This is a genomic window from Faecalimicrobium dakarense, from assembly GCF_000499525.1.
Classification (GTDB): domain Bacteria; phylum Bacillota; class Clostridia; order Peptostreptococcales; family Peptostreptococcaceae; genus Faecalimicrobium; species Faecalimicrobium dakarense.
Genome location: NZ_HG529426.1, coordinates 1 through 26,490, shown reverse-complemented (window position 1 = coordinate 26,490; position 26,490 = coordinate 1). Strand labels below are relative to the sequence as shown.

Here is a 26,490-nt window from a genome sequence, read left to right as displayed (position 1 = left end):
CTTATTTGGACAAGCGATTTTTTTTTAGAAATTTTTAATTAACTTTCTTAATTTATCATTGTAATAATCTATAAATGAGCTATATACATTATCATAAATCACAAAAACTATCTCAAATATAACTATCGTTATCAAATTTACAGGTATATATATAAATTGTTTAAGTGTTAGATACAACACTAGCATTATAATATTTGCAAATAATAATTTTAATATATATTCAATATATATTGGCAAATCTCTTTCTACCATATATTTTATAAGCCCGTATATTCCAAATGTAGTCGTATATAAAATCCATTGAAATTTATTAGCCATAACTATAAATCCTAAAATTATAGAACCTATATAAAAAATAACACCACTTTTAGGTCCAAATTCCATTATTATTATTGAAATTGGTAAAGATGCTAGCCCCATAATAAACAATGTATTCATAGGTATTATATTTATTAGAAGTAATAAAATTATATTTAAAGCTAATAATATTCCTCCAAAAGCTACTTTTTTACTCATATTTCACCTAAAAACAGCTTACTAGATCGCCACCAAAGCATTCGCAACAAGTGTCTAAGCACCATAACTTACCACAATCTTCGCAACAATCTCCACCACAACAGCATAAATCATCACAACAGCAACAACAACAACATCCATCTAAATCACTATGTCTTCTTCTGTTATATCTATGTGATCTATCTCTATAGTCATCTCTATAGAAAACATAATTATCTAACGCTTTTTTGTACTCTAAATTTTCTGGATCCATAGTACTTGCTTTATTTATGCTATTTTCACCCTCTTCATAGTAGCCTAAATTCATAGCAGATATTCCATTTAAGTAATACCAGTTAGCACATTTTTCACCTATATTTTTTAAAAAATTGTAAGCCTTTTCAAATTCATTATTGTCTATAAGTTTTCTAATAGCCATAAAATTATCATTATTATAAGTATTGCTATACATTAGTTTCACACCCTCTTTTTAATATATTTTGGTATCTAAGATATACTCCTGAATAAACTATATTTTCTATTATACTTGTATTAACTCTTAAATTTAAATTATCTACACTTCTAGCTAGCATTCCTAAAGACATACTTATAAGTTTATCTGCCTTTTCTCTTAGTTCTTCTCTTTTGTCTATGTATTCTATAAATGGGTTATATCTTCCTTTTTCATAGTCTTTATCTAAATCTTCATAAGCATCTAATATATAAATATATTTTCCTACATTAAATCCAATTCGTCTTAACTCTTTTTCAAACTCATCTTCTTTATATGTAAATATTTCTCCCATAAGATTTCCGAAGGTATTAGACACTAAATCTATATTTAGATTTTTTTCTTTTTCTAGATTATATAGTATTTCTAATTGATTCTTTATAAATTCAGCTTTTTGAGGATATTTTTCATAAGCAAGATTTAATTTCCCCTTATATATATTATATGCTAATTTATCCTTTATGCCTTTATCATCTCTTAAATTATCTTCTAATTTATAATATGTAAGAAGTACATTCATACTCGCTGCATATTCTGTAATATCATTTATTATTTTCTTTTTCTTTTTAAAGGGATTTACGATACAACCTTCCTCTATTACATTAGATTTCGGTCTATATACTGATGTTAATACTAGTATTAAAAACGTTATATCATAATTTAATGAAAGTCTTGATATTTCACCATGGTTATCTTTTAGATACTTACATAAACCACAGTAGTATCCCCTATAATGTTCGTACTCTCTAAAAGTTAAATCCATCTTATTTACTTTTACATATCCAAACATATTTATTCCTTTCTATTATTTTTATATTCTAAAATTAATATTTTATTTTTTGCTTTATGTTAATTCTATATAGTTATAAATTTTACCATACAATTTTTAAAGTTAAATATATTATTTGTTAAATCTTCATTATATTCGTCAGATATTATTTTATCTTTTATAAAAAGCTTTGCCATAGTTGTTGGTAGTTTAAACCTTTTCGGTCCTACTGAGCCAGGATTTATATATAATATACTATCTTTTTCATATATATTACTTTTATGTGAATGTCCATATACAACTATATCAATGTTTTCTTTTTTAAGTCTATACTCATTTTACTTATGTCGTGAATCAAATATACACGCTTACCCATTACCTCTATAATATTTTCATTTAATATGTTTTTGTCATCTATATTTTTATCTACATTTCCTAATATGGCCTCTGTTTTAGCTATCTTATTTAAATTATCTATTATATCTAGCTTCCCTATATCACCTACATGAAGTATTAAATCACAGTCTTTTAAATTATCTCTAACTTCTTCTCTTAATAATCCATGTGTATCTGATATTAATCCTATAATCATTATTTATCTCCTACTTTTCATTATATCTATATTATATCCATAATTCACTTAATAATAAAACTCCTATGAACTTACATACTGTTCATAGGAGCCTTTTTTATATTCCTAATTTATATTTAATATTTTTATTTTATCTAATGCAAAATCTAAATCTTTAAAATCATGAGTTGCCATAATAGTAACTCTAAGTATAGCTTCTCCTCTTTTTACTGTTGGATATCTTATAGCAGGTATATATACCCCTTCTCCTAATAAGATTTTACTAAATTCAAGTGCTAGTTCTTCTTTTCCTATTAATATTGGTATTATTGGGCTTTCACTATTTATATTAAATCCTATATTTTTTAATCCTTCACACATATAATCAATGTTTTTATGAAGATTTTCTACCAATTTTGGATTCGTATCTATTATATTTAAACTTTTAATAGCTCCATTTATAACTGCTGGTGAAAGTGATGTTGAAAAAATAAAACTTCTAGCTTTATTTTTTAGATAATCAATTATATACTTGTCTGCACATACAAATCCACCTTCACTACCTATTGCTTTACTTAAAGTTCCTATTATAATATCTGGTTTACAATTGAAATATTCACTACTGCCTCTTCCTGTTTTACCTATAACCCCTGTAGCATGAGCATCATCTACAAGAGTAAGTAAATTATATTTTTTTCCTATTTCAATAATCTCTGGTAGTTTAGCAATATCTCCATCCATACTAAATACGCTGTCAGTTACTATCATCCCAAATTTTGGATTATTAGACCTTATTTTAGCTTCTAAATCACTCACATCATTATGCTTATATACAATAGCTTTAGCTTTAGAAAGCCTACATCCATCAATGATACTAGCATGATTTAGTTCATCACTAAATATATAATAATTTTCATCACATATAGCTGAAATTACACCTACATTTGCCATATATCCAGTATTAAAAATAAGTGAGGCTTCAACATTTTTAAATTTAGATATTTCTTCTTCTAATTTTTTATGTAAATCATAACTCCCTGTCGTTAGTCTTGATCCACCTGATCCTAATCCATATTTATTTATAGCTTCTATTGAAGCCACCTTTACTTCTTCGTTATTACAAAGGCCTAAATAATTATTAGATGACATTAAAAGTGCATCTTTACCATCAATAGTTGTAAATTTGTCTTGAGGCTTGCTTAAGTACTTCATTTCTCTATCTAAATTATTTTCTTTTATAAGTTTTAATTTATCTTTTATATCATTCATAATTTGTCCTTTCTAATTAAAATCTAACGTTTAAAGTTTTCAAATCACTTTAAATTATTACTTAGTATATAAAAAGGACTGAGCTTAGTCCTTTTTATATTTCATCTGAAATAAATTGTTTGTATGATATATTTTTATTAATTTTAATATTGTTTTTTATAACTACCTTTGATTTTTCAATATAATCTATACAATCTTGTAAATTAGAAATTGCTGAGTCATATATAAATACTCTTCCTCCATATTCATTTCCTAGTTCTTTTAAATGAGGAAATCTTATATATCCATATTCTTTAGATGCTACATACCCAGCTGTATAATTTGGATCATCTGAATAACATACTTCTCCTATTATATGCGGACAGTTTACAACTTTACTAGTGAGAGCTAATGCTTCTATAAAGTGAACATTATGTTTAGTTTCTTTGGTCAAATGATTTATATTAGAATCTTCAAAATCCATATATGTTGATCTTATACCTCTTTGCTTATCTGGTTCTAACCTCTCCATAGTATTAATATCTAATAATATTGCACCGCGCATATTACATGTATCTCTTAATAAATTTACTATATTTTGAGATTTTTCTTTATCTATTCCTAATCTCATTAACATAAATTTAGCTGCATCTAATCCTTCTATATAATTATCTACATCTACTGTAGTTACATCTAAAGGATCTATAATTTCTAATTCATTTTCTTTTACTTCTTCTACTTTTATATTTATAAAGTCAGATTTACCCTTTGAATGTAATAATGCTCTTTTTAAAAGTAAACTAACTGCTCCTTCTATATTTTCTTCTTTTATTATCTTTTCAGCTCCTGATATATGTTTATCATCCTTTGATGATCTCATTTTAATACTATATAATCCCATATTTCTATCCAACCTCAATATACTTAACATAGTTATTGTACGGTGTTTTTTCAACTATACTTTTTATTACTTTATAAATAGAATAAGATGATAATAGTGTATAAATCATTCCTGGAGTTGCAGCTATAACTAATGCTTTTAATGGCGTACCTACTATAAATGACATAACTAATCTACCTACAAATGTTCCTATAGGCCCTACCAATGAAACTATTAAAATTCCTGTTCCTAAATAACTTATTATTCCTCCAGCTACAACTCTAAATACCATAGCTACAACTACATTTAATATAGTGTGAGTTCCCATAATTAAATTTATAAAACTTGCTATTATCCCAGAAGTTATATACTTTTTAAATCCAAATGTAGCACATATACCTATTGCTATTGGTGCTGACATTTGAAATTCTGTACCTGGTATTAATCCTGGTAGTTTAAATGTTCCTGATATGGCAATTATGATTGATAATAAAGCTACTAATGTTATTTCCTTAGTTTTATTGTTCATACTTTTACCTCTTCTAATTAGTAATTATTTATTTTCATTGAAATATTCTATTATGCTATCTCTAGCCACCTCTACCATAAAATCAATTTCTTCTTCACTTATAACGTAAGGTGGCATAAAGTAAATTATATTTCCTAGCGCTCTTAGAAGTACTCCTTTTTTTAATGCCTTTTGGTATATGTTATATCCAACTCTTTTTTCACTTTCAAAAGGTTCTTTAGTTTCTTTATTCTTAACTAATTCAATAGCTCCAATCATTCCTAGTTGTCTATACTCTCCTAGATAAGGTATATCCTTAAGAACACTTTCTACTTTATTTTTTAGGTATTCACTTTTTATTTTATTTTTGTTTATTATATCTTCATCTTCAAATATTTTTAAAGTTTCAACTGCAATACTGCATCCTAAAGGATTGCCTGAGTAACTATGGCTGTGTAAAAATGCCTTCATAGTATTATAATCATCATAAAATGCATCATAAATCTTATCACTCATTAGTACTAAAGAAAGTGGCATATATCCAGCTGTTAATCCTTTTGATAGACACATTATATCTGGAGAGATTTGAGCATGATTACATGCGAACATTTTACCGGTCCTTCCAAATCCAACTGCTATTTCATCAGCAATCAAGTTTATATCATATTTATCACATAATTCTATTAATTTTACTAAATATTTTGGAGAATATATTTTCATTCCAGCTGCACATTGTACTAGTGGCTCTATTACTATCGCACTAACTTCATCGTGAATTATTTTAATTTTTTCTTCCATATTTATAAAACACTCTGCATTACAAGTGTTTCTTTCTTTATTAAATTTGCACCTAAAGCAATCTGGACCTTCAACTTTTATAGAATCTAGTAATATTGGCTTATACACTTTGCTATATAAATCAACATCTCCCATAGATAATGCCCCTATTGTTTCACCATGATATGCATCTGATATATTTACAAACCTAGTTTTATTAGTTTTACCTATTTGTTGGTGATATTGAAAGCTTAATTTTAATGCTATTTCTATTGCTGAAGATCCATTATCTCCGAAAAATACCTTTTTAAGTCTATCTGGAGATATAGAAATTATTTTCTCGCAAAGCTCAATAGCTGGCTTATGAGTAAAGTTAGCAAATATAACATGTTCTAAAGTATTTACTTGTTTATAAAGTGCATCATTTATTCTTTGATTTGAATGACCAAATAAATTTACCCACCATGATGATACTGCATCTAAATATGTATTTCCATCTACATCCTCTATATAAACACCTTTACCTTTTTCAATTACTATAGGCGGAAACTTTTCATAATCTTTCATCTGAGAACATGGATGCCAAACGTATTTTAAATCTTTTTCTTGAAGTTCCTTCATACTCATATCATCACTCCTCTAATTAAATAGGCTCAATATTTTTTCTAGACATAAACTACTATATTCGTCTTTTATGTTATTAATATTTGGCTTTTTAATATTTCTAATAGTTTGTATTACGTTTAGATTTGTTAGTTTTTCTATTATCTGTATATTATCTTTTTCATAAAACTTATCGTTATATCCGTTTATAATAATTCCTTTGGAGTTTATATTATTTTGTTTTAAAAACTCATTTGTAAGTACTGTATGATTTATAGTTCCAACACCAGCACTAGCTACTATTACAACGTCAAGATTTAAATCTTTTATTAAGTCATATACAAAGTACTTATCTTCTATCAAAGGAACTACTATCCCTCCAGCTCCCTCAACTACTACATAGTCATACTTACTTATAAGTTCATTATATTGATTTATTATCTTTTCATTTGAAATATCTATATTCTCAATTTTTGCTGCTAAATGAGGCGACACTTCTTCTTTTAAACAGTAAGTATTCATTTCATAATAATTATTTTTAATGTCACATACTTCTTTTACATACTTTATATCTTGTGGAATCAATTTATCATTATCTCCTAAAATTCCTCCACTTTGAATTGGCTTAAAAGCTATTGCATTGTATCCACTTTCTCTTAATTTATAAACCAATGCTCCTGTAACAAAAGTTTTACCAATATCAGTATCTGTTCCTATTACAAAAATTCCTTTACCCATAAAGCACCTCTTTTTTAGTAAACTTCATTTTTATATAAAGTTTACCGTATATTTAAAAAAATATTACTTTTATATTTCAAATCCAAGATTTCTTATCATTTTTACATCTTCAGTTATTCCACTTCCACAAGTTGTAAGCATATCACCCGTTATAGTTGCATTTGCTCCACCTTCAAAAGCTTTTTTCCCGTTCTCTGTTAAAAGATTTCTTCCTCCTGCTAATCTTATTTGGCTATCAGGATTTATAAACCTAAATATAGCTACAGTTTTTAAAAACTCTTCTTCACTTACTTTTTTAGCATCTCCTATTTTAGTACCTTCTACAAAATTTAGCATATTTAGTGGTATTGATTTTATGTTTAATTCCCTTAAATCAAAGGCCATATCTATTCTATCTTCCTCAGATTCTCCAAGACCTATGATTCCACCACTACAGACTTCAATACCTGCCTTTTGAGCTGATTTTATAGTTTCTATTTTTTCATCATATGTATGAGTACTGCATATTTTTTTGAAGTGGCTTCTTGAAGTTTCTAAATTATTATGATATCTTTCTACCCCAACATTTTTAAGTTTTATCATGTCTTCTTCATCTAATAAACCATGTGATGCGCATGTTCTTATACCCACTTCATTTTTTATTGCTTCATAAGATTTACAAACTACATCTACTTCATTTTTGCTTAGTCTTTTTCCTGATGTTACTATTGAGTACCTTTTAACTTCTTTATCATGATTATACTTTGCATCTTTTATAAATTCTTCTTTAGTTAATAAAGGATAAACATCTATGTTAGTTTCATGATAAGCTGACTGAGCACAGAATTTACAATCTTCGCTACACTTTCCACTCTTTCCATTAACTATACAGCATAAATCAAACTTATTTCCTAAAAAATGTGTTCTTATCTCATTTGCATATTTTGCTAGTATGCCTAGGTCGTATTTCAATAATTCCATAGCCTCATCTTTGTTTATTATGTATCCATTTTTTATATCTTCAACTATTTTTTTTATCATTTCCTACTCTCCTATTTTCATATGCTTTTATAACTTCAGTTTACTTTTAAAATAAACTTTAGTCAACCTAAATATTAATTTAAGTTTACCAAAATACATAAAAAAAGCACTTTTACATTTTATATTGTAAAAGTGCTTTTCAGCTATAATATAATTTTATTTATATCTCCGTCTGTATTCTCTATTGTTACAACATCTAGCCCTTTATACTCTTTAAATAACCACTTTATATCTTGCATAGCTTGGCTTACCTGTTTACTATTTAGGTTATTAATGAAGTATTCTCGTCTCATATCTTCGTACTGTTTGTCTGTCAGAAAATTTCTAATAAATGTAAAAGCAAATACATTAGGAATACTGCTATCAGTTCCCTTTCTATATCCTTTTTTTCTCACATGCATTCTCATTACATATCCTCCAAATGTTGATTATATTAATCCTATTAAAAGTATATATAATTTGTAAATTTTATATTCCTAAGGTCCTTTAAGTTATTTTATATTAAATTAATCTTAATATAAAAATCCTTATTAAAGTGAATTCAATTTCGTCATTATGATAGAAAATGATGCAATATTTTTATTACAATCTAATATTTAACTACACTACTTACTAAATCATGTCTCTCTGATGAGCTATTCATATATGCTGTAACTGTTGTATCTACTCTATATGAATATCCCTTACTCACAGAATATGTTTTGGATAATAGGCAGTTTTTACTACCTGAAGAAACCGTCCAAGCCTGAATAGTTTGCCATCTTCCATCTGCATATTTTTGTAATCTAGCTGTTACCTCTGTCTTAGTTACCATACTTTGCCCTAGTACACTTGAAGCTACATTTGCAACCCCATTTGATATAGATAATCTAGAAGTAGCCGTATCTATATATTTGAATCTAGCATCATGAGATTCTATACTCCCTTCTTTAATTTCAGAAGCATAAGCTTTTGTCACTCCCACGTTTAATGTTAATAAAGAAAGCATTAAACCAAAACAAACTAATTTTTTTAAATGCATAAAAATCCCCTCCTAATATCATTATACTTATATAACGATATAAAATATGATTTTGTGACATTTTTTTATAATTTTTTATTATTTTTTATTTAATACTTTCGGCTATGCTTATAAGTTCTTTTTTGTTAACATTTTTATTTGAGTCTTGTATTGAAGACATACTTAATCCATAAAAATATCTATCATCATGCCAAGTCAATTTTTTTGTGTTTCCTTTTTCAATATAATTAGCATCTAAGTTATTCACTAAAACTTTGTCTATCTCTGCCCCTTCTGTATCAGTAGAAGTCTGTCCATCAATTATTTTATAATAGTGATAAGTAATTTCTCTTCCATCATTATTTTTATAAATTACTATTACTTCATTAGACCCTTCTAGTCTTTCAATCTCGTCAAATCCATCAGGCAAATAGCCCGGTAATTTTATTTCAAAACTACTTTCATCAATATCCACAGTAGTTGAAAATACATATGATGTAAATTTATCATATACTTCTTTTATAACATCAAATAATTGATCTCTTAATGCTTCTACACTCATTGTTAATGTAAATAATCCTATAATAGTAACAACTAGTATTGCTACTACGTTTTTTGAATATTTATATATTTTATTAACCATTGGATTTTGATTTTCATGTTTAATCAACTTTTCCATTTTACGCTCAAATTTATTAGAAAAATTATAGTTTAACTCATCTTCATTAGGTAATTGATCCAACAAGTGATTTTCAACATTTTCACAACTTCTATAAAGTATTTCATCTGTAATTTCAAATTTACTCAATATTATACACCTGCATTTCTTTTAAAATACTTTTTAATTTTTCCTTTCCCCTAGATATTCTTTTTCTTACATTATCAGGTTTTATTTTAAGAATATTTCCTATTTCATTATCGGAAAAATGGTGACTAAACTTTAATAATATGACTTGACGATACTTTTCAGGTAATTTAGAAATTGCTATTTCTAATTCACTAAGTTCGCTTAATTCGGTATGTTCATTACTATTAATTGATATTTCATTTTCAAGTATATCTAATTTTTCTCTCTCTCTTTTATTTTTTCTATATATATCAATAGAAATATTCTTTACTATAATAACGATTAAACCCTTAGTTTTGTGACTTTTTACATCATTAATTTTATTAAAATTATCAATAATCCTTAAAAATGCCGTATGTACAGCATCTTCTGCTAGATGATTATCTTTTAAAATATCATTAGCAACATAAAACATTGTCTGTCTGTATGTATTATATAATAATTCAAATTTTGAAATATCCTCTTCACAATCTATTAAACTTAAATATATTAACATATGTTATTCTCCCTTAAACTGATTATATATAATGCTTCCCACTTTATTTTTTGCATAAAAATCCCCCTTAAAGTAATATCGTTCAAGACCTTTACCTGTATATACTTTAAGAGGTTCAATGTTAAAATAAATCTAAGTTTTTTTATCCTTCTTCATTCTCTAATATCTCTATAAATATTTTAGCTATATTAGGATCAAACTGTGTACCACTACACCTTTTTATTTCTTCTATCGCCTCTGATTTAGTTTTTACAGTATTATAACCTCTGTCGCTAATCATTGCATCATAAGAATCTACTATATTTACTATTCTAGATGTAATAGGTATTTCTTCCTTACTTAGTCCTAAAGGATATCCCAATCCATCATATCTTTCATGATGAGCTAATACCCCTTTAGATACATGAGATAATTCTCCCGATGCTTGTAGTATTCTATACCCTTTTTCAGTATGAGTTTTTATAATATCATACTCTTCTTTAGTTAATTTTTCAGGTTTTAATAATATCTCTTCACTAATTCCTATCTTCCCAATATCATGAAGACTTGTAACTAATGCTAACTCATCTAACTGAGATGTATTAAATCCTAGTCTCTTACCTATCTGGCATGCATAATCAACTAACCTCTTTGTATGCTGTTCTGTCTCTACATTCTTTTCGTTTAAGGATTGATTTAAAGAAAAAATTATAGAACTTCTTATGCTTCTTTCTTGAAGAAATTTTTGTCTATATAGCTTTTCTTCAGCTTCTTTCAAGTTATCATATATACTTGCTTCTAAAGAATGTTTAATTGATGAACCTAAAGATATACTCATTTCAATCAATTCAAAATCAACTTTTTTGCATCCATCTATTATATTTTTGATAACTTGTTCACATTTATCTTCATCACAATTTGGCATAAGTATAATAAATTCATCTCCACCCCACCTGAATATAAAATCATTTTTACAAGTTACTTTTCTTAAAATATTAGTCATATTTTTTAATAATTTATCCCCTTCTAAATGACCAAAGGTATCATTAACGAATTTTAACCCATTTACATCCCCCATTATAACTCCAATAGGAAGATGTTTTGAACTATTTAATGCCTCTTTTTTTTCTTCAAAACAAGCTCTATTATAAACCCCTGTCAAGCTATCTGTATAACTTAACTTCATTAACTTTTCTTTTAATTCTATCGTCTCTGTAACATCTGTAGATAAAGCTACTATTCCCCAAACTTCTCCATCCTCGTTAACCACAGGTACTTTTATAGTTTCCTCAATACGATTTTCACCTTCTTGTGTGGTGATTCCACGTACTTCCCTTATCATTTTTTTAGATTCCATAACTTCTAAATCTTGTTTCCTATATTTAAACGCTAAACTATCTGAAATAGAATCTACTTCAAAATCATTTTTACCTATCATACTGTCTATACCTAATTTTTTATAATGATCTGACCATTTTTTATTATATCCTACATATCTGGAATCTTTATCTTTATAGAAAATATAATTTGGCAATGTATCTATTATAGTACGTAGTATATTTTCCCTTTCTTCTAGCTGTTTTTGTTTAGATTTAACTTTTGTAATATCTACTAATACACCAAATATACCCATTAATTTATTATTTTCATCAAAGTAAGGACTTATGTAACACTGATTTTCTATATCCCCAACTTTTACATCGAATTTCGATGTTTCTCCGCTCTCTAAAACATCGTTTATCTTTTGATCGCATATTGATTTTACATTACATTTGTCACATACTTCCTTCTTTATACTTTTATAATCATCTACTTCTAGATTATATAAATTTTTGAAAGCTTTATTGATGAAAATAAAATTTTTATCTAAATCCTTAATCCATATTGTAAATGGCATATTATCTAAAGCAAATCTAGCAATTTCATTTATCATTTATATACATCCCCATATCCTTTGAGTAATACTATTATTATAAAATATGAAATTTATTATTTCTATAGCTAAGTCTTACTTATTTTGACTATATTACAATTCTACTTTTATATTAATATACTAGTTTTTATATAATCTATTTTATATTTCTTATAAAAACTTCTTTCATATAACTTAAATCTTCTTTATCATACACATATTTTCCCCCTAATATATGCTAAATTATTTAATTTTATTTTTCTTATTTTTGATGCATATATTCTAATTTTTAAAATTTATATAATATTTTTAATTCGACGAATAAATTTAATATTTGTTTAATATCATTTATTAAAGGAAACAAATTTTATAATAATAATTTACCAAGGGGGATAAAAATGTTAAACGTATCAAGTAGAGATTTAAATGAAAAAACTAGATTTGTAAGAGCTAGGGGTTACATTCCAGCTGTAATTTATAGTTCTAAATTAGATAAAAGTATTCCTATAGAAGTATATAAAACAGATTTTAAAAGATTAGTTGAGTCTAATAATCATAAAGGTTCTATTGAATTAAATTTAAGTGGTGATGTATATAACTGCACAATTACAGATGTACAAATAGATGGAATTAAAGATGAATGTTTGCATATAGATTTTAAATTAGTTTAAGTAATTAAAGGAGCTATCTCAAAATATGAGACAGCTCCTTTAATTTATAAAAGTTAAAATGCATCCTGTTAAGAATAGAATGTATTTTTTATCTAATTTTGCAATCTTGATATTCTTTCTCTATTTGTTTCAGACATTTTTCCTATTACCGATAACACCATTATATATCCTATTATTATGGATATTAGCATAGATGGCCATGCAATTAGATATCCCATACTATCAACAATTATACCAAATAAAGTTGAGCCACAAGCAAAACCTAGGGCAAAAAATATATTACTTACAGCTAATATTGTCCCAAAGTCTTTTTTTCCAAATAGAGAACCTGCTAAATAAGATGGTGCTATCATATAAGCAAATACTGAAAGTCCTTTACTTATAGCAAAAACATACGCTAGTATTGGCGCTTGAGGTGAAAATATTAGACATATACATGCTAAAGATGCCAATATAAATCCTATAATCATAGTTTTAATCATTCCAATTTTATCAAATAGTATACCACCTATAATATTTCCTAATAAAGAAGCAAGTGCAAATAGTGATCCTACCATAGCTAAAGAAAATGGCTCAAAGCCTATAAATCTTAAGTATGCTGGGTACTGAACAGCTAATGCTGATACATATATACCTATAAATATAAATCCTACTGCATAAATCCAATATGATGCCATACCTTTAACTTCACCAAATGTATATCCCCAGTCCACAGAAATAGGCACTTTTTCTTTCATTTTAGACTTACTTGCTTTATTTTTTATGGTCTCACTTTCATCTTTAGGCATTCTTATTAATAATAAAGATGTTACTATTCCTACTATTAAAGATAGTATTGAAAACCATAGATAAGCCTTACCATATCCATAATTAAATAATATACGAACTACAGCTTGTTGTAGAAATATATTTCCTATAGATCCACCTGCAAATGCTAGTCCCATAGCTTGACCTTTTGTATCATCATCAAACCATGCCGTTATTAAAAGAGGTATTCCTATAGATGATATAGCGACTGTACCAATTTGAGCTATTGAATATCCTAAGTAAAACATCCATAGTTCATGAGATAGTGACAATAATAATATTCCTCCACCAGAAAATATAGACCCTATTAAAAATAGGAATTTAGCTGGATATTTAGCAAACCCTCTCCCTATTAAAGGTGATGCTACAGAAGATGCGATAGTGCCTATTGTAAACATTAAAGAAAATTGTGCAAGGCTGAACCCTTCACCTTCTACTACATAACTTATAAATTGAGGATGTATATTAGATGCTACGCCAAAAGGTATTGCCTGTATAATCATACATCCAATAACTACTAGCCACCCAAATATAAATTTATTTTCTCTATTTTGTTTTCTTATTTCACTCATTCTGATAACTCCTTTTTAATTGAAAATTTAATTCTCTAATTAACTTTTTGACTGGCTGTATTAGGAAATATCAAAGTATAAATATTATAAAATATTTTATAATATTTATACTTTGATTAAATTATAAAATTTATTCTATACATAGAGCTTTTAAATTTTTTATACATTCTAAAAAATATCTGATAATAAAAAAAGGCTTCACTATAAATATAGCTCAGCCTTTTTATTTATTATTTAAAGTATTTAACTCCTGCCTCAAATATCTTTTGGTCCTTTTCACCAATAATATTCTTCATTACATTTTCTCCGATTCTCTCAGAGTGGCCCATCTTACCAAATATTCTACCATCTAAGCTTGTGATACCTTCTACTCCATAGAATGAACCATTTGGATTAAATTTTATATCATATGTTGCTTTATCGTTGAAGTCAACATATTGAGTTGCTATTTGGCCATTATCAATTAATTTTCTCATAACTTCTTCATTGGCTACAAATTTACCTTCTCCATGAGATATAGCTATATTGTGAATATCTCCTACTTCAGTATTAGCTAGCCACGGAGATTTATTAGATGATATTTTAGTTCTAACAATTTTAGATTGATGTCTACCTATATTGTTATAAGTAAGAGTTGGTGAATTTTCATCGATTTCTCTTATTTCACCATATGGTAGCAATCCAAGTTTTATAAGTGCTTGGAATCCATTACATATACCTAACATAAGTCCATCTTTAGTATTTAAAAATTCACTTACAGCTTCAGCTACCTTAGGGTTTCTAAATACAGTTGCTATAAATTTACCTGAACCATCTGGTTCATCCCCTGCGCTAAATCCTCCAGGTAACATTATTATTTGTGAATTTTTAATTTCTTTAACTATTGAATCGATAGATTCATTTATATCATTTTCACTTAGATTTTTAAATACTCTTATATTACTTTCGGCTCCTGCTTTTTCAAAAGCCTTAGATAAATCATATTCACAGTTTGTTCCAGGGAATGTCGGTATAAATACCCTCGGTTTAACTATACTTATAGATGATTTTCTAGATTTACTTTTTGATACATAATTTATAGTTTCAATTTTTTCCTTTATCGGCTCTGCTTTAGTTGTAAATATTGATTCAAGAGTACTACAATGTGCTTTATATAGTTCATTTAAGCTTATATTCTCATCATTTACAACTATTGATTCATTATCACTTGTTGTTCCAAGAATAATATAATCATATCCATCTAATATACTTAAATCATTATCTGCTAATTCTAAAACTATATTTCCATAGCCTGGATTAAATAGATTATCTATATTCTCAAATATAAATCCTATTTTATTACCAAATGCCATCTTACTTATTGCTTCACATATTCCACCGTATCCTAGTGCATATGTTGATAATACCTGTTTTTTGTGTATAAGTTCATTCACTTTTGATAAATTTTTCTTTAATTTATCAAAGTTAATAACATCATTTTCTAATCTATCTGTGCATAACATAACAACTTTTGAGTCAGATTTCTTGAACTCTGGTGAAACTACATGTTTTGCATCCACAGTATCCACAGCAAATGATACTAACGTTGGTGGTACATCTATATCTTTAAATGTACCAGACATACTATCTTTTCCGCCTATTGCAGGTATTTCAAGCTTATTTTGAGCATAATAAGCACCTAAAAGAGCTGCAAATGGTTTACCCCATTTACTTGGATTATCCCCAAGCTTTTCAAAATATTCCTGTAATGTAAGTCTTATATTTTTATAATTACCCCCAATAGCCACAACTTTACACACAGATTCAACCACTGCATATAAAGCACCGTGGAATGGACTCCATTTACCTATCTTCGGATTATATCCATATGTCATTATAGTAGAAGTATTTGTTTCACCATTAAGAACTGGTATTTTAGCAACCATTCCTTGAGATGGAGTTGCTTGATACTTTCCTCCAAATGGCATAAGAACTGTACCTGCTCCTATACTACTATCAAACTTTTCTACCAGCCCTTTTTGAGAACAAATATTTAAATCTGATAATACATTTATAAATTTATCTTTAATACTCACTTCTAAATCTATTGCTACTTCTTTAAATTCATTATTTTTTTCATTAGACTTAAAGTACGTATTATTTTCATCAATTTTATCTACATGAATTTTTGTAGTTTGTTTAACTCCATTAGTTTCTAGGAATTCTCTTTTTATATTTACAATAGCTTCATCATTCCAAAACATTCTCATATATCCACTATCCGTTACTGTAGCTACATGAGTAGCTTCTAGGTTTTCTTCCTTAGCTAAATTTATAAATCTTTCCTTATTTTCTTTAGTAATAACTACAGCCATACGCTCTTGAGATTCAGATATTGCTATTTCCGTTCCATCAAGGCCCTCATACTTTTTAGGGACTAAGTTTAGGTTAATATCTAGGCTGTCTGCAACTTCACCTATAGCAACACATACTCCACCTGCTCCAAAGTCATTACATCTTTTTATCATTTGTGCTACTTCTTTATTTCTAAAGAATCTTTGTATCTTTCTTTCATTAGGAGCATCCCCTTTTTGTACTTCAGCACTACAAGTAAGTATAGATTCTTCACTGTGTTCTTTCGAAGAACCTGTAGCACCTCCACAACCGTCTCTTCCTGTTTTACCACCAAGCAAAACTACTATATCTCCATTTTGAGGAATTTCTCTTATTACATTTTCTTTAGGTGCTGCTGCAATTACTGCTCCTATTTCCATTCTCTTTGCAACAAAATCTTCATCATAAACTTCTGAGACTTGGCCTGTAGCTAAACCTATTTGGTTACCATATGAACTATATCCATTAGCCGCTTCAGTAGTTATTTTTCTTTGCATAAGCTTACCTGGTAGTGTATTTTCTAATGTAGTTCTTGGGTCTGCACTTCCAGTTACCCTCATAGCTTGGTATACATAACTTCTCCCTGATAACGGGTCTCTTATAGCTCCACCTAAACAAGTTGCAGCCCCTCCAAATGGCTCTATTTCTGTTGGGTGGTTATGTGTCTCATTTTTAAACATTACTAAGTATTTTTCTATCTTTCCATCTATTTCAACATCAACATTTATACTACAAGCATTTATTTCTTCACTTACATCTAAATCCTCTAGCTTTCCTTCTTTTCTTAACTCTTTCATTGCTATAGTTGCTATATCCATTAAGCATATATCTTTTTGTCTATCTCCATATACATTTTTTCTAGAATTAAGGTACATTTCATATGTGTCCCTAATTATATCTGTATATTTTCCAGATTCTATTTTAACATCCTCTATTTGAGTCATAAAAGTTGTGTGTCTACAATGATCTGACCAATATGTGTCTAATACTTTTATTTCTGTTATAGTTGGATTTCTTTTTTCTATATTTTTAAAATATCCTTGTACATGATTTAAATCTCCTAATGTCATAGCAAGTCCTTGATTACTTAAAAAGCTTTCAAGGCCATCCTTAGTTAAATCTATAAATTCATCTAAAACTTCAACTTCTGTAGGTATTTCTGTTTCCATTTTTAAAGTTTTCGGTTTTTCTAAAGATGCTTCTCTGCTGTCTACTGGGTTTATACAGTATTTTTTTATATCCTCAAATTGTTCATCAGTTATATTACCACTTAATATATACACCTTAGCTGTGTTTATTATAGGTCTTATACCTTGATTTACTATTTGAATACATTGAGCTGCCCAATCCCCTCTTTGGTCATACTGGCCAGGTAAATATTCTATTGAAAATACTCTTTCGCTTTTATCTATATCTATTGTTTCATGATAAACTACATCTAGGTTCGGCTCTGAAAATATTGTATTACATGCATTTTCATATACACTATCATCTATACCTTCTATATCATATCTATTTAAAATTCTTATATTATCTATACTATCTATATGCAAACTTTGAATTAAATCTTTTTTTAAAGCTCTAGCTTCAAGGTCAAATCCCTTTCTTTTTTCTACTAATACTCTTTTAACATCTGACTCTAAACTTATAGCTTTTAACATATCAGTTCTCCCTTTTAGAAAAATTAATTTTACTACTATTGATTAATCATTCCTATATCTGTTCTAAAATGCATACCTTCAAAATTTATCTTTTTAATGTTCTCATATACTTTTTTAGCTGCATCTTCAACACTTTTAGCTTTAGCTGTTATACCGATTACCCTACCACCATTAGTTACTACGCTATTATCTACTATCTTTGTTCCACTATGGAAAACTACTATGTCTTTATCTAAATTCTCAAGACCTTTAATTACTTTTCCTTTTTCATAATTATCAGGGTATCCTCCAGATGTAAGCATTACACAAACTGCTTCTTCATCTATATAATTTATAGATATATCTTTTAATTTGTTATCTATTATAGCTTCCATTATTTTATGCAAATCCGTTTCTAGTCTAAATAAAACAGACTGTGTCTCAGGATCTCCAAATCTTACATTATATTCAAGGACTTTAGCTCCATCTTTTGTTATCATAAATCCAACAAATAGTATTCCTTTATAATTTAGATCATCTTTTTTGAATCCTTCTAATGTTTTATATAAAATTTCATCCACTTCTTTAGATAATTCTTCATTATAAATTTCACTAGGAGAGAATGTTCCCATTCCACCAGTATTTGGACCTTGTTCATTGTTGTATACTTTCTTATGGTCTTTTGCACTTACCATAGGAACTATAGTATCATTATCTACAAACGCAAGTATTGAAGTTTCTATTCCTTCTAGAAATTCTTCTACAACTATTTTATCTCCAGCATCTCCAAACTTCTTATCACTCATTATCTCTTTTAATGTAGAAATTGCTTCTTCTCTATTTTGTGGTATTACAACACCTTTTCCCGCTGCTAAACCATCAGCCTTTATAACAACAGGGTATCCAAAACTATCTATTTCATTTATCGCTTCATCTATATTTGTATACTCTTTATATTTTGCTGTTGGTATATTATGTCTTATCATAAACTCTTTCGAAAATGCCTTACTTCCCTCAAGCTGTGCACATTCTTTATTAGGTCCAAATATTTTAAGACCCTCTTTCTCAAATTTATCTACAATTCCTTTAACTAAAGGTACTTCTGGTCCAACTATAGTTAAATCTATTTTATTTTCTTTAGCAAATTTTAATAGTTTTTCTATATCGCTATCATTTATATTTAAACACTCTGCAACTTCAGATATTCCCGCATTACCTGGTGCACAGTATATTTTTTTTCACATTATCTTCATTACTTAACTTCCAAGCGATGGCATGTTCTCTACCACCACCACCGATTATTAATACTTTCATATTTTCCCCCCTAGTGCTTAAAGTGTCTTGTTCCTGTAAACACCATAGTCATTTCATATTTGTCACAAGCTTTTATCGAATCCTTATCATTCATAGATCCACCTGGTTGAACAACAGATACTATGCCATATTCATTGGCTAAAGTTACACAATCATCAAATGGGAAAAATGCATCAGATGCTAAAGTTGCACCTTTAAAGTCTTTTTCCTTGTTATTTTCAAGAGCATTTTTTAAAGCCCATATTCTAGATGTTTGACCGCATCCTAACGCTAAAGTCTGACCATTTTTTACTATAGCTATAGCATTTGATTTCATATTTTTAACTACTTTCATTCCAAATTCCATATCTTCTAATTGTTCTTTAGTTGGTTCTACTTTAGTTACTGTTTCATATTTTTCTACTAATGAATTATTTTTATCTTGAACTAATAATTTTCCATCTAAGTATTTCATATCATATGGTTGTAAACTATCTTCTATCTTAGCTAATTTTAATACTCTTAAATTTTTCTTTTGCTTTAATATTTCTAAAGCTTCTTTAGTATAATCATAAGCTACTACTATTTCTAAGAATATTTCATTTAATTTCTTTGCAGTTTCTACACCTACCGTTGATGTTATACCTACTATTCCACCAAATATTGAAACCGTATCTGATTCATAGCACTTTGTATATGCATCATATGCATCTCTTCCTAACCCTACTCCACATGGATTAGTGTGTTTTATAGCTACTGATACTACTTCTGTGTTATTCTTAAATTCTCTCATTACTTCTAAACATCCGTGTAAGTCATTTAGGTTATTGAAGGAAAGTTCTTTTCCATTTAATTGCTCATAATTTAATATTGGATTTTTAGCATTAGGTTGGCTATATAGTACACCTTTTTGGTGTGGATTTTCACCATATCTTAAAGTTTGTTCTTTTTGGAAAGTTAAATTAAGTATTTCTGGATAGCTATCTCCTACTTCCCCTGCAAAATAAGTTGATATAAGAGCATCATATCTTGCTGTTGTTGAGAAAGCCTTATAAGATAATTTCTTTCTATCTTCTAAAGTTAAATCATTACTTTTTAACTTTTCTATTATCATGTCGTAGTCTGCTACATCTACTATTACAGTAACATCTTTATAATTCTTAGCAGCAGAACGTATCATAGATGGTCCACCAATATCTATATTTTCTATCATTTCTTCATGACTTTTCCCTGCTTTTAAAGTACCTTCAAAGTCATATAAATTAACTACTACCAAATCTATAGATTCTATTTTATGTTCATATACTGTATCAACATGGCTTTTATTATCTCTTTTGTAAAGTATACCTCCATGTATATATGGGTTTAATGTCTTAACTCTTCCGTCTAGCATTTCTGGGAATTTAGTAACTTCATCTATTGTTATTGCATTTATCCCATTTTCTTTTAATGTTTTAAATGTATTTCCTGTAGATATAACTTCGTATCCTAGGTTATTTAGTTCTCTAGCAAATTCAACTACTCCACTTTTATCTGTCACACTTATTAATGCTCTTTTAGTCATTTATAAACACTCTCCTACCCTGTATACTTAATTTATTTTCACAGAACAACTTTATACTTTTCTTTAAAATTTTATGTTCTACTTCTAATACTCTTTTAGATAAAGATACACAATCATCATCGTCATTAACTTTTATTGACTCTTGCATTATTATCGCTCCAGTATCTGCTCCCTTATCTACAAAATGAACAGTAGCACCAGTTACCTTAGCCCCATAGTCAAGTACCCCTTGATGAACCCTTTGACCATAATACCCTTCTCCACAAAAAGAAGGGATTAATGATGGATGGATATTTATTATTTTATTTCTAAATTCGTCAACAAATTTCGGACTAATTATTTTTAAATATCCTGCAAGTACTATTAAATCTATATCATGAGATTTTAAAATCTCTATAACTTTATCTTCATTTGTTTCATAAATAGCTTCTATATTATTATGTCTAGCTCTTTCAAGTCCATAGGCTTCTTCTTTATTAGAAATAACTACTTTAATATTCCCATTTATGTTACCTAGCTTTTCTTCATCTATAATAGCTTGTAGATTTGTTCCTCCACCAGATACTAAGACTCCAATTTTTAACATAAGTTTACTCCATCATGAGTATCTACTACTTCACCGATTACATAAGCTTTATCTTTTAGTAATTCACTATACTTTTCATCTAATTCAACTTCACATTTAGTATCTCTGTTGTTTATAAAGTCTAAAACTTCATCAGCTTTTTCTTTATCCACTACTAAAACTAATCCAATTCCCATATTGAAACTCTTGTGAAGTTCTTTTTCATCTATTGCATTAAAATCTTCTATCATTTTAAATATTGCTGGCTTTTCCCAAGAATTTTTATTTATGTCTATTCCTAATCCTTTTGGCATTACTCTTGGTATGTTTTCTATAACTCCACCACCAGTTATATGAGCTATTGCTTTTATATCATATTTTTTAAGTAATTCTAATACTAACTTAACGTATATCTTAGTAGGAGTTAAAAGTGATTCTCCTAAAGTCATTCCTAACTCTTCTATATATTGATCTAATTTATAATTATATGTATCTAAGAATATTTTTCTAATGAATGAAAATCCATTACTATGAACTCCACTTGATGATATTCCAATTAATACATCTCCATTTTCAATATTTTGACCTGATACTACTTTTTCTTTATCAGCTATACCTACAGAAAAACCTGCTAAATCATATTCATCATTACTATACATTCCAGGCATTTCAGCAGTTTCCCCACCTATTAAAGCACACCCTGACATTTTACATCCATCAGCTATTGAACCAACTATTTGTTCAACTTGCTCTGCTACTAATTTTCCAGTAGCTATATAATCTAAGAAGAATAATGGCTTTGCACCTTGGCATATTAAGTCATTTACACACATTGCAACTAAGTCTATTCCAACTGTGTCATGTTTATCCATCATTTGAGCTAACTTTAACTTTGTTCCAACCCCATCTGTAGATGCAAGTAAAACTGGTTCTTTCATCCCTACAAAATCTTTTAGGCTATATAATCCACTAAAGTTTCCTAAATCTCCTATAACATTATTATCATAAGTAGATTTTATCTTCCCTTTTATAAGATCTACCGCTCTATTTCCCTCATCTATATCTACTCCTGATTGTTTGTAAGTTAACATGAAAGTAGTTCCTCCTTATCAATTTTCTTAACTGGATAATCTCCATCGAAACAAGCTTTACAGAAAGTCGCTTTATTTTCTGTAGCATCTATCATTCCTTCTATATCTAAAAACTTTAAGCTATCACATCCAATGTATTCTCTTATTTCTTCTACACTGTTATTTGATGCTATTAGCTTAGATCTATTTGGTGTATCTATTCCATAATAACAAGAGTACTCTACTGGAGGTGATGTAATTCTTAAATGAATCTCACTTGCCCCTGCATCCCTTAGAGACTTAACTATTTGCTTTGAAGTAGTTCCTCTAACTATAGAGTCATCAATTAAAATTATTGATTTGTCTTTAACAACACTACCTAAAGGATTTAATTTTATTTTTACAGCTATTTCTCTCTCTTCTTGTGTAGGCTTTATAAATGTTCTTCCAACATATCTATTTTTAACTAGACCTTCGCTAACTGGAAGTCCACTTGCATTAGAATAACCTACTGCACCTGCCCACCCTGAATCAGGAACTGGAACAACTAAGTCTGCATTTATATTTTCATCCTTTGCTAATATTTCTCCACATTTAACTCTAAAATCATATACATTAACTTTATCTATAGTTGCATCATTTCTAGCGAAGTAAATATGTTCAAATATACAACTCTTTTTTAATGGTTTATAGTTCTCAGAGTAATAGAAAGATTTTAGTTTACCATCTTTAACAACTATTATTTCCCCTGGTTCAACGTCTCTTATTACTTCTCCGCCAAGTATGTCTATTGCACAATCTTCCGATGCAAATATATATTCATTCCCCTTTTTACCTAGTATTAAAGGTCTAAATCCATGAGGATCTCTAACTGCAACTAGTTCATTTTCTCCCATTATTACAAGAGAATATGCACCTTTTATATAATCCATAGTAATTTTTAAGCTTTCTACTATATCACCTTTGTAATATCTAGCTAATATATATAAAATTACCTCAGTGTCAGAGTTAGCTTGGAACATATATCCATCTTCTTCTAACATATCTCTTAAATAATTCGCATTAACTAAGTTTCCATTATGGGCTAAAGCTAGCTTTCTCTTTCTACAACTTCCAACTAAAGGTTGGCAGTTTGCCATATGACTTCCACCAGCTGTAGAATATCTAACATGACCTATACCCATGTTACCTTTTAATTTCTTTAGCTCTTCTTCGTTGAATACATCTCCAACTAATCCCATCCCTTTCTTATAGTCAATATTATCTCTATCTACTACAGCTATTCCGCAGCTTTCTTGTCCTCTATGCTGCATTGAATATAATGAATAATATAATTCTTTAGATATATTTTTATCAGAATAAATACCTACAACTCCGCACATAAAAGATCCCCCTAATTACTCATTCTTGCAAGAACTTCTTCATATCCTTGTACAAGATCCCCAAGATCTCTTCTAAATCTATCTTTATCTAATTTTTCATTTGTATCTACATCCCAAAGTCTACAAGTATCTGGTGATATTTCATCAGCCAGTATTATATTTCCTTCACTGTCTTTTCCAAATTCTAATTTAAAATCTACTAATTTTAAGTTCATCTTTAAGAAAAATTTTTTCATTAATTCATTTATTTTTAGAGTTTGATTTCTTAAGAATTGTAATTCTTCTCTAGTAGCTAATTTCATTGCTACTGCATGGTCATTATTTAGCATAGGGTCACCATAATCATCATTTTTATAGCATATTTCAAATATAGGTTCATCTAATACTATTCCCTCTTCTATTCCTACTCTCTTACAAAATGATCCTGCTGTTATATTTCTCACGATTACTTCTAATGGTAAAATTTCGACTTTCTTTACTAACATTTCTCTTTCTGATAAGCTTTTTATGAAGTGTGTTTCTATTTGTTCCTTGTGTAACATTTCAAATATTATTGTAGATATCTTATTATTTAAAATCCCTTTAGAGGATATCTCTGCCTTTTTTTCTCCATTAAATGCTGTTGCATCATCTTTGTAATAAACTATAAATTCATTTTCATTTTCTGTACTGTATATTTGTTTTGCTTTTCCCTCATATAATAACATCATTATTACCCCCTTGAGCCACGTGTGGGCGAATTATTTTAAATTTTTATCATCTTCTAATACTTTGTCTTCCATTTCTTTTCTATATGACTTTAAATTTTCTTTTAAAACTGGATATTTTATACTCATTATTTGAAGTGCCATTAATGCTGCATTAAGACCTAGGTCAATTGTTACTGTTGCTACTGGTATACCTTTTGGCATTTGTACTATTGATAAAAGTGAATCTAAACCATCCATTGTAGATGATTTTATTGGTAAGCCTATAACGGGAATTAATGTGTGTGATGCTATTACTCCCGGTAGATGTGCTGCTTTACCTGCAGCTGCTATTATTACATCTGTATAATTTTCTATTTCTTCTAAGAACTCAGTAAGTTGTTTTGGTGTTCTATGTGCTGATAATGCTCTCACTTTAACTTCTACACCATATTTTTCTAATAAATTTATTCCTTCCTCTAATTTAGGATAATCCGATTTGGAACCCATAACTACTGCTACTTTCATTATTATTCCCCCTTTACATTCATTTTACGAACATTAATTATTAATGTTCGTGTAATTATATGAACTTTATACTTAAATATTATAATAATATTCATTTATTTTCAAGTGTTTATTTTAATTTTAAGTAAATTCATTCGACATATTTAAAATATTATTTATGTATATGTTTTAATTATTCGTATTTTTAACTATATAATAAATGTAATTTCTTTATATAAAAAATTCACTTCGCTCATTTCGCCAACGACCTACAAATCAGGTCCGTTGCTCAAATTTAGTAGTTGAAAATTATATTTATCCACAAATCAGATAAAATATAATTTCCTTATATATAAAAAAGCCACCAGAACTGGTGACTCCTAGTTTATTTCTGAAATTTTGATATACTACCAAGACTTTGGTACATAAAAATAAATATGCCTATCATATATACTAAGTCTAATACACCAACTATAGTATCAATTTGCGTAATATACTTATTTACCGTAGATGTTATTCCTATTAATATTGAAAATACTCCCCCTAAGTAACACCATTTAGAATGAAACTTTATATATCCATCTTTATCTTTTATTTTTTCTATCGATATCCACTTGTTGGCAATTATACTTAAATCTCTATACTTCTTAAGTTTATATCCACTTATCATAAAGCCAACCCCTAACATTATTAATAGTATGTTTATAAAAATCCCCATAATAAAATCCTCCTTCTATTTACATTGCTAATCCAAATCCTAAATTTCACTCTATAACCACAAATTTTAATAATTAAATTGCAAATTGAATTTAATATACTTATGGTTATATCAACTATATAAGTATATTAATACCAATCCAAAGTCAATATATATGGACTAATATGGTCTTTTTATGCACTCAAACATTATTTATTCCTTTGGTTTTATTATTTAATAAAAAAATCCCGAAACTGTAATCTATATAGATTACAATTTCGGGATTTTTGTTTTTTAGTATTTTATAAG

25 protein-coding genes and 1 pseudogene are annotated in these 26,490 nt (G+C 28.2%); 1 reads left to right on the top strand and 25 read right to left on the bottom strand.

From position 1 onward, the window contains the following. Positions 1–24 precede the first annotated feature (24 nt). The 15 genes from BN899_RS16525 to BN899_RS16455 all read right to left on the bottom strand — a co-directional run bounded on the left by BN899_RS16525 (position 25) and on the right by BN899_RS16455 (position 12,375). Positions 25–516: a hypothetical protein gene (locus BN899_RS16525; RefSeq protein WP_042277749.1), complete on the bottom strand. Its 492-nt coding sequence runs from the start codon at positions 514–516 to the stop codon at positions 25–27. Between the two features lie 7 nt (positions 517–523). Beyond that, a complete protein-coding gene (locus BN899_RS16520; RefSeq protein WP_042277747.1) occupies positions 524–967 on the bottom strand; it encodes a hypothetical protein in 444 nt (147 codons plus the stop codon). After that, complete coding sequence (locus BN899_RS16515; RefSeq protein WP_042277745.1) at positions 960–1,796, bottom strand: DUF5685 family protein; 837 nt, start codon at positions 1,794–1,796, stop codon at positions 960–962. The genes BN899_RS16520 and BN899_RS16515 overlap by 8 nt, the downstream gene beginning before the upstream one ends. Positions 1,797–2,076: 280 nt before the next feature. After that, positions 2,077–2,367 (bottom strand): metallophosphoesterase family protein, encoded by a 291-nt coding sequence (locus BN899_RS16510; protein ID WP_052356893.1) that lies wholly within the window; start codon positions 2,365–2,367, stop codon positions 2,077–2,079. Between the two features lie 105 nt (positions 2,368–2,472). Then, complete coding sequence (gene bioF / locus BN899_RS16505) at positions 2,473–3,615, bottom strand: 8-amino-7-oxononanoate synthase (RefSeq protein WP_042277743.1); 1,143 nt, start codon at positions 3,613–3,615, stop codon at positions 2,473–2,475. Positions 3,616–3,709: 94 nt separating this feature from the next. Next, positions 3,710–4,525, bottom strand: a complete 816-nt coding sequence (locus BN899_RS16500) for a 6-carboxyhexanoate--CoA ligase (RefSeq protein ID WP_081712302.1) — start codon at positions 4,523–4,525, stop codon at positions 3,710–3,712. Next, complete coding sequence (locus BN899_RS16495) at positions 4,500–5,003, bottom strand: hypothetical protein (protein WP_042277740.1); 504 nt, start codon at positions 5,001–5,003, stop codon at positions 4,500–4,502. Before BN899_RS16495 ends, BN899_RS16500 begins: the two co-directional genes overlap by 26 nt. Positions 5,004–5,027: 24 nt before the next feature. Continuing rightward, complete coding sequence (gene bioA, locus BN899_RS16490) at positions 5,028–6,386, bottom strand: adenosylmethionine--8-amino-7-oxononanoate transaminase (protein WP_330362589.1); 1,359 nt, start codon at positions 6,384–6,386, stop codon at positions 5,028–5,030. Positions 6,387–6,398: 12 nt separating this feature from the next. After that, positions 6,399–7,100: a dethiobiotin synthase gene (bioD, locus tag BN899_RS16485; protein ID WP_042277738.1), complete on the bottom strand. Its 702-nt coding sequence runs from the start codon at positions 7,098–7,100 to the stop codon at positions 6,399–6,401. A gap of 69 nt (positions 7,101–7,169) precedes the next feature. After that, the gene (gene bioB / locus BN899_RS16480) at positions 7,170–8,120 is read right to left on the bottom strand and encodes a biotin synthase BioB (protein ID WP_042277736.1); all 951 of its coding nucleotides are present in this window, start codon (positions 8,118–8,120) and stop codon (positions 7,170–7,172) included. 143 nt (positions 8,121–8,263) lie between these two features. Then, on the bottom strand, positions 8,264–8,527 hold the full coding sequence (locus BN899_RS16475) for a hypothetical protein (protein WP_042277734.1): 264 nt from the start codon (positions 8,525–8,527) through the stop codon (positions 8,264–8,266). A 182-nt stretch (positions 8,528–8,709) separates the two neighbouring features. Further along, entirely contained in the window at positions 8,710–9,141 is a 432-nt protein-coding gene (locus BN899_RS16470; protein WP_042277732.1) for a hypothetical protein, read from the bottom strand. An 85-nt stretch (positions 9,142–9,226) separates the two neighbouring features. Further along, positions 9,227–9,928 (bottom strand): DUF4367 domain-containing protein, encoded by a 702-nt coding sequence (locus BN899_RS16465; RefSeq protein ID WP_042277730.1) that lies wholly within the window; start codon positions 9,926–9,928, stop codon positions 9,227–9,229. Then, positions 9,921–10,463: an RNA polymerase sigma factor gene (locus BN899_RS16460; protein ID WP_042277729.1), complete on the bottom strand. Its 543-nt coding sequence runs from the start codon at positions 10,461–10,463 to the stop codon at positions 9,921–9,923. Before BN899_RS16460 ends, BN899_RS16465 begins: the two co-directional genes overlap by 8 nt. Positions 10,464–10,605: 142 nt before the next feature. After that, positions 10,606–12,375 carry a sensor domain-containing diguanylate cyclase/phosphohydrolase gene (locus tag BN899_RS16455; RefSeq protein ID WP_042277728.1) on the bottom strand — a complete coding sequence of 590 codons (1,770 nt, stop codon included), beginning with the start codon at positions 12,373–12,375 and terminating at the stop codon, positions 10,606–10,608. 377 nt (positions 12,376–12,752) lie between these two features. Here BN899_RS16455 and BN899_RS16450 point away from each other — a divergent pair, with 377 nt between their 5' ends. After that, positions 12,753–13,025, top strand: a complete 273-nt coding sequence (locus tag BN899_RS16450) for a hypothetical protein (protein WP_042277726.1) — start codon at positions 12,753–12,755, stop codon at positions 13,023–13,025. Positions 13,026–13,117: 92 nt separating this feature from the next. Here BN899_RS16450 and BN899_RS16445 read toward each other — a convergent pair whose 3' ends face one another. The 10 genes and pseudogenes from BN899_RS16445 to BN899_RS16400 all read right to left on the bottom strand — a co-directional run bounded on the left by BN899_RS16445 (position 13,118) and on the right by BN899_RS16400 (position 26,202). Beyond that, entirely contained in the window at positions 13,118–14,404 is a 1,287-nt protein-coding gene (locus BN899_RS16445; protein WP_042277725.1) for a conjugated bile salt MFS transporter, read from the bottom strand. 230 nt (positions 14,405–14,634) lie between these two features. Further along, positions 14,635–18,438, bottom strand: coding sequence for a phosphoribosylformylglycinamidine synthase (locus BN899_RS16440; RefSeq protein WP_042277723.1), 3,804 nt, complete (start codon positions 18,436–18,438; stop codon positions 14,635–14,637). Positions 18,439–18,473: 35 nt separating this feature from the next. Next, positions 18,474–19,731, bottom strand: a pseudogene (purD, locus tag BN899_RS16435) (phosphoribosylamine--glycine ligase). Positions 19,732–19,741: 10 nt separating this feature from the next. Then, positions 19,742–21,274 (bottom strand): bifunctional phosphoribosylaminoimidazolecarboxamide formyltransferase/IMP cyclohydrolase, encoded by a 1,533-nt coding sequence (purH, locus tag BN899_RS16430; protein WP_042277721.1) that lies wholly within the window; start codon positions 21,272–21,274, stop codon positions 19,742–19,744. Continuing rightward, on the bottom strand, positions 21,267–21,860 hold the full coding sequence (purN, locus tag BN899_RS16425) for a phosphoribosylglycinamide formyltransferase (RefSeq protein ID WP_042277718.1): 594 nt from the start codon (positions 21,858–21,860) through the stop codon (positions 21,267–21,269). The genes purH and purN overlap by 8 nt, the downstream gene beginning before the upstream one ends. Further along, positions 21,854–22,930: a phosphoribosylformylglycinamidine cyclo-ligase gene (purM, locus tag BN899_RS16420; RefSeq protein ID WP_042277716.1), complete on the bottom strand. Its 1,077-nt coding sequence runs from the start codon at positions 22,928–22,930 to the stop codon at positions 21,854–21,856. Before purM ends, purN begins: the two co-directional genes overlap by 7 nt. Beyond that, a complete protein-coding gene (gene purF, locus BN899_RS16415) occupies positions 22,924–24,291 on the bottom strand; it encodes an amidophosphoribosyltransferase (protein ID WP_042277714.1) in 1,368 nt (455 codons plus the stop codon). Before purF ends, purM begins: the two co-directional genes overlap by 7 nt. Positions 24,292–24,302: 11 nt before the next feature. Then, on the bottom strand, positions 24,303–24,998 hold the full coding sequence (gene purC, locus BN899_RS16410; RefSeq protein ID WP_147568595.1) for a phosphoribosylaminoimidazolesuccinocarboxamide synthase: 696 nt from the start codon (positions 24,996–24,998) through the stop codon (positions 24,303–24,305). A 33-nt stretch (positions 24,999–25,031) separates the two neighbouring features. Further along, positions 25,032–25,505 carry a 5-(carboxyamino)imidazole ribonucleotide mutase gene (gene purE, locus BN899_RS16405; RefSeq protein WP_042277711.1) on the bottom strand — a complete coding sequence of 158 codons (474 nt, stop codon included), beginning with the start codon at positions 25,503–25,505 and terminating at the stop codon, positions 25,032–25,034. A 364-nt stretch (positions 25,506–25,869) separates the two neighbouring features. Continuing rightward, the gene (locus tag BN899_RS16400) at positions 25,870–26,202 is read right to left on the bottom strand and encodes a hypothetical protein (protein WP_042277709.1); all 333 of its coding nucleotides are present in this window, start codon (positions 26,200–26,202) and stop codon (positions 25,870–25,872) included. Between the last annotated feature and the right edge of the window lie 288 nt (positions 26,203–26,490).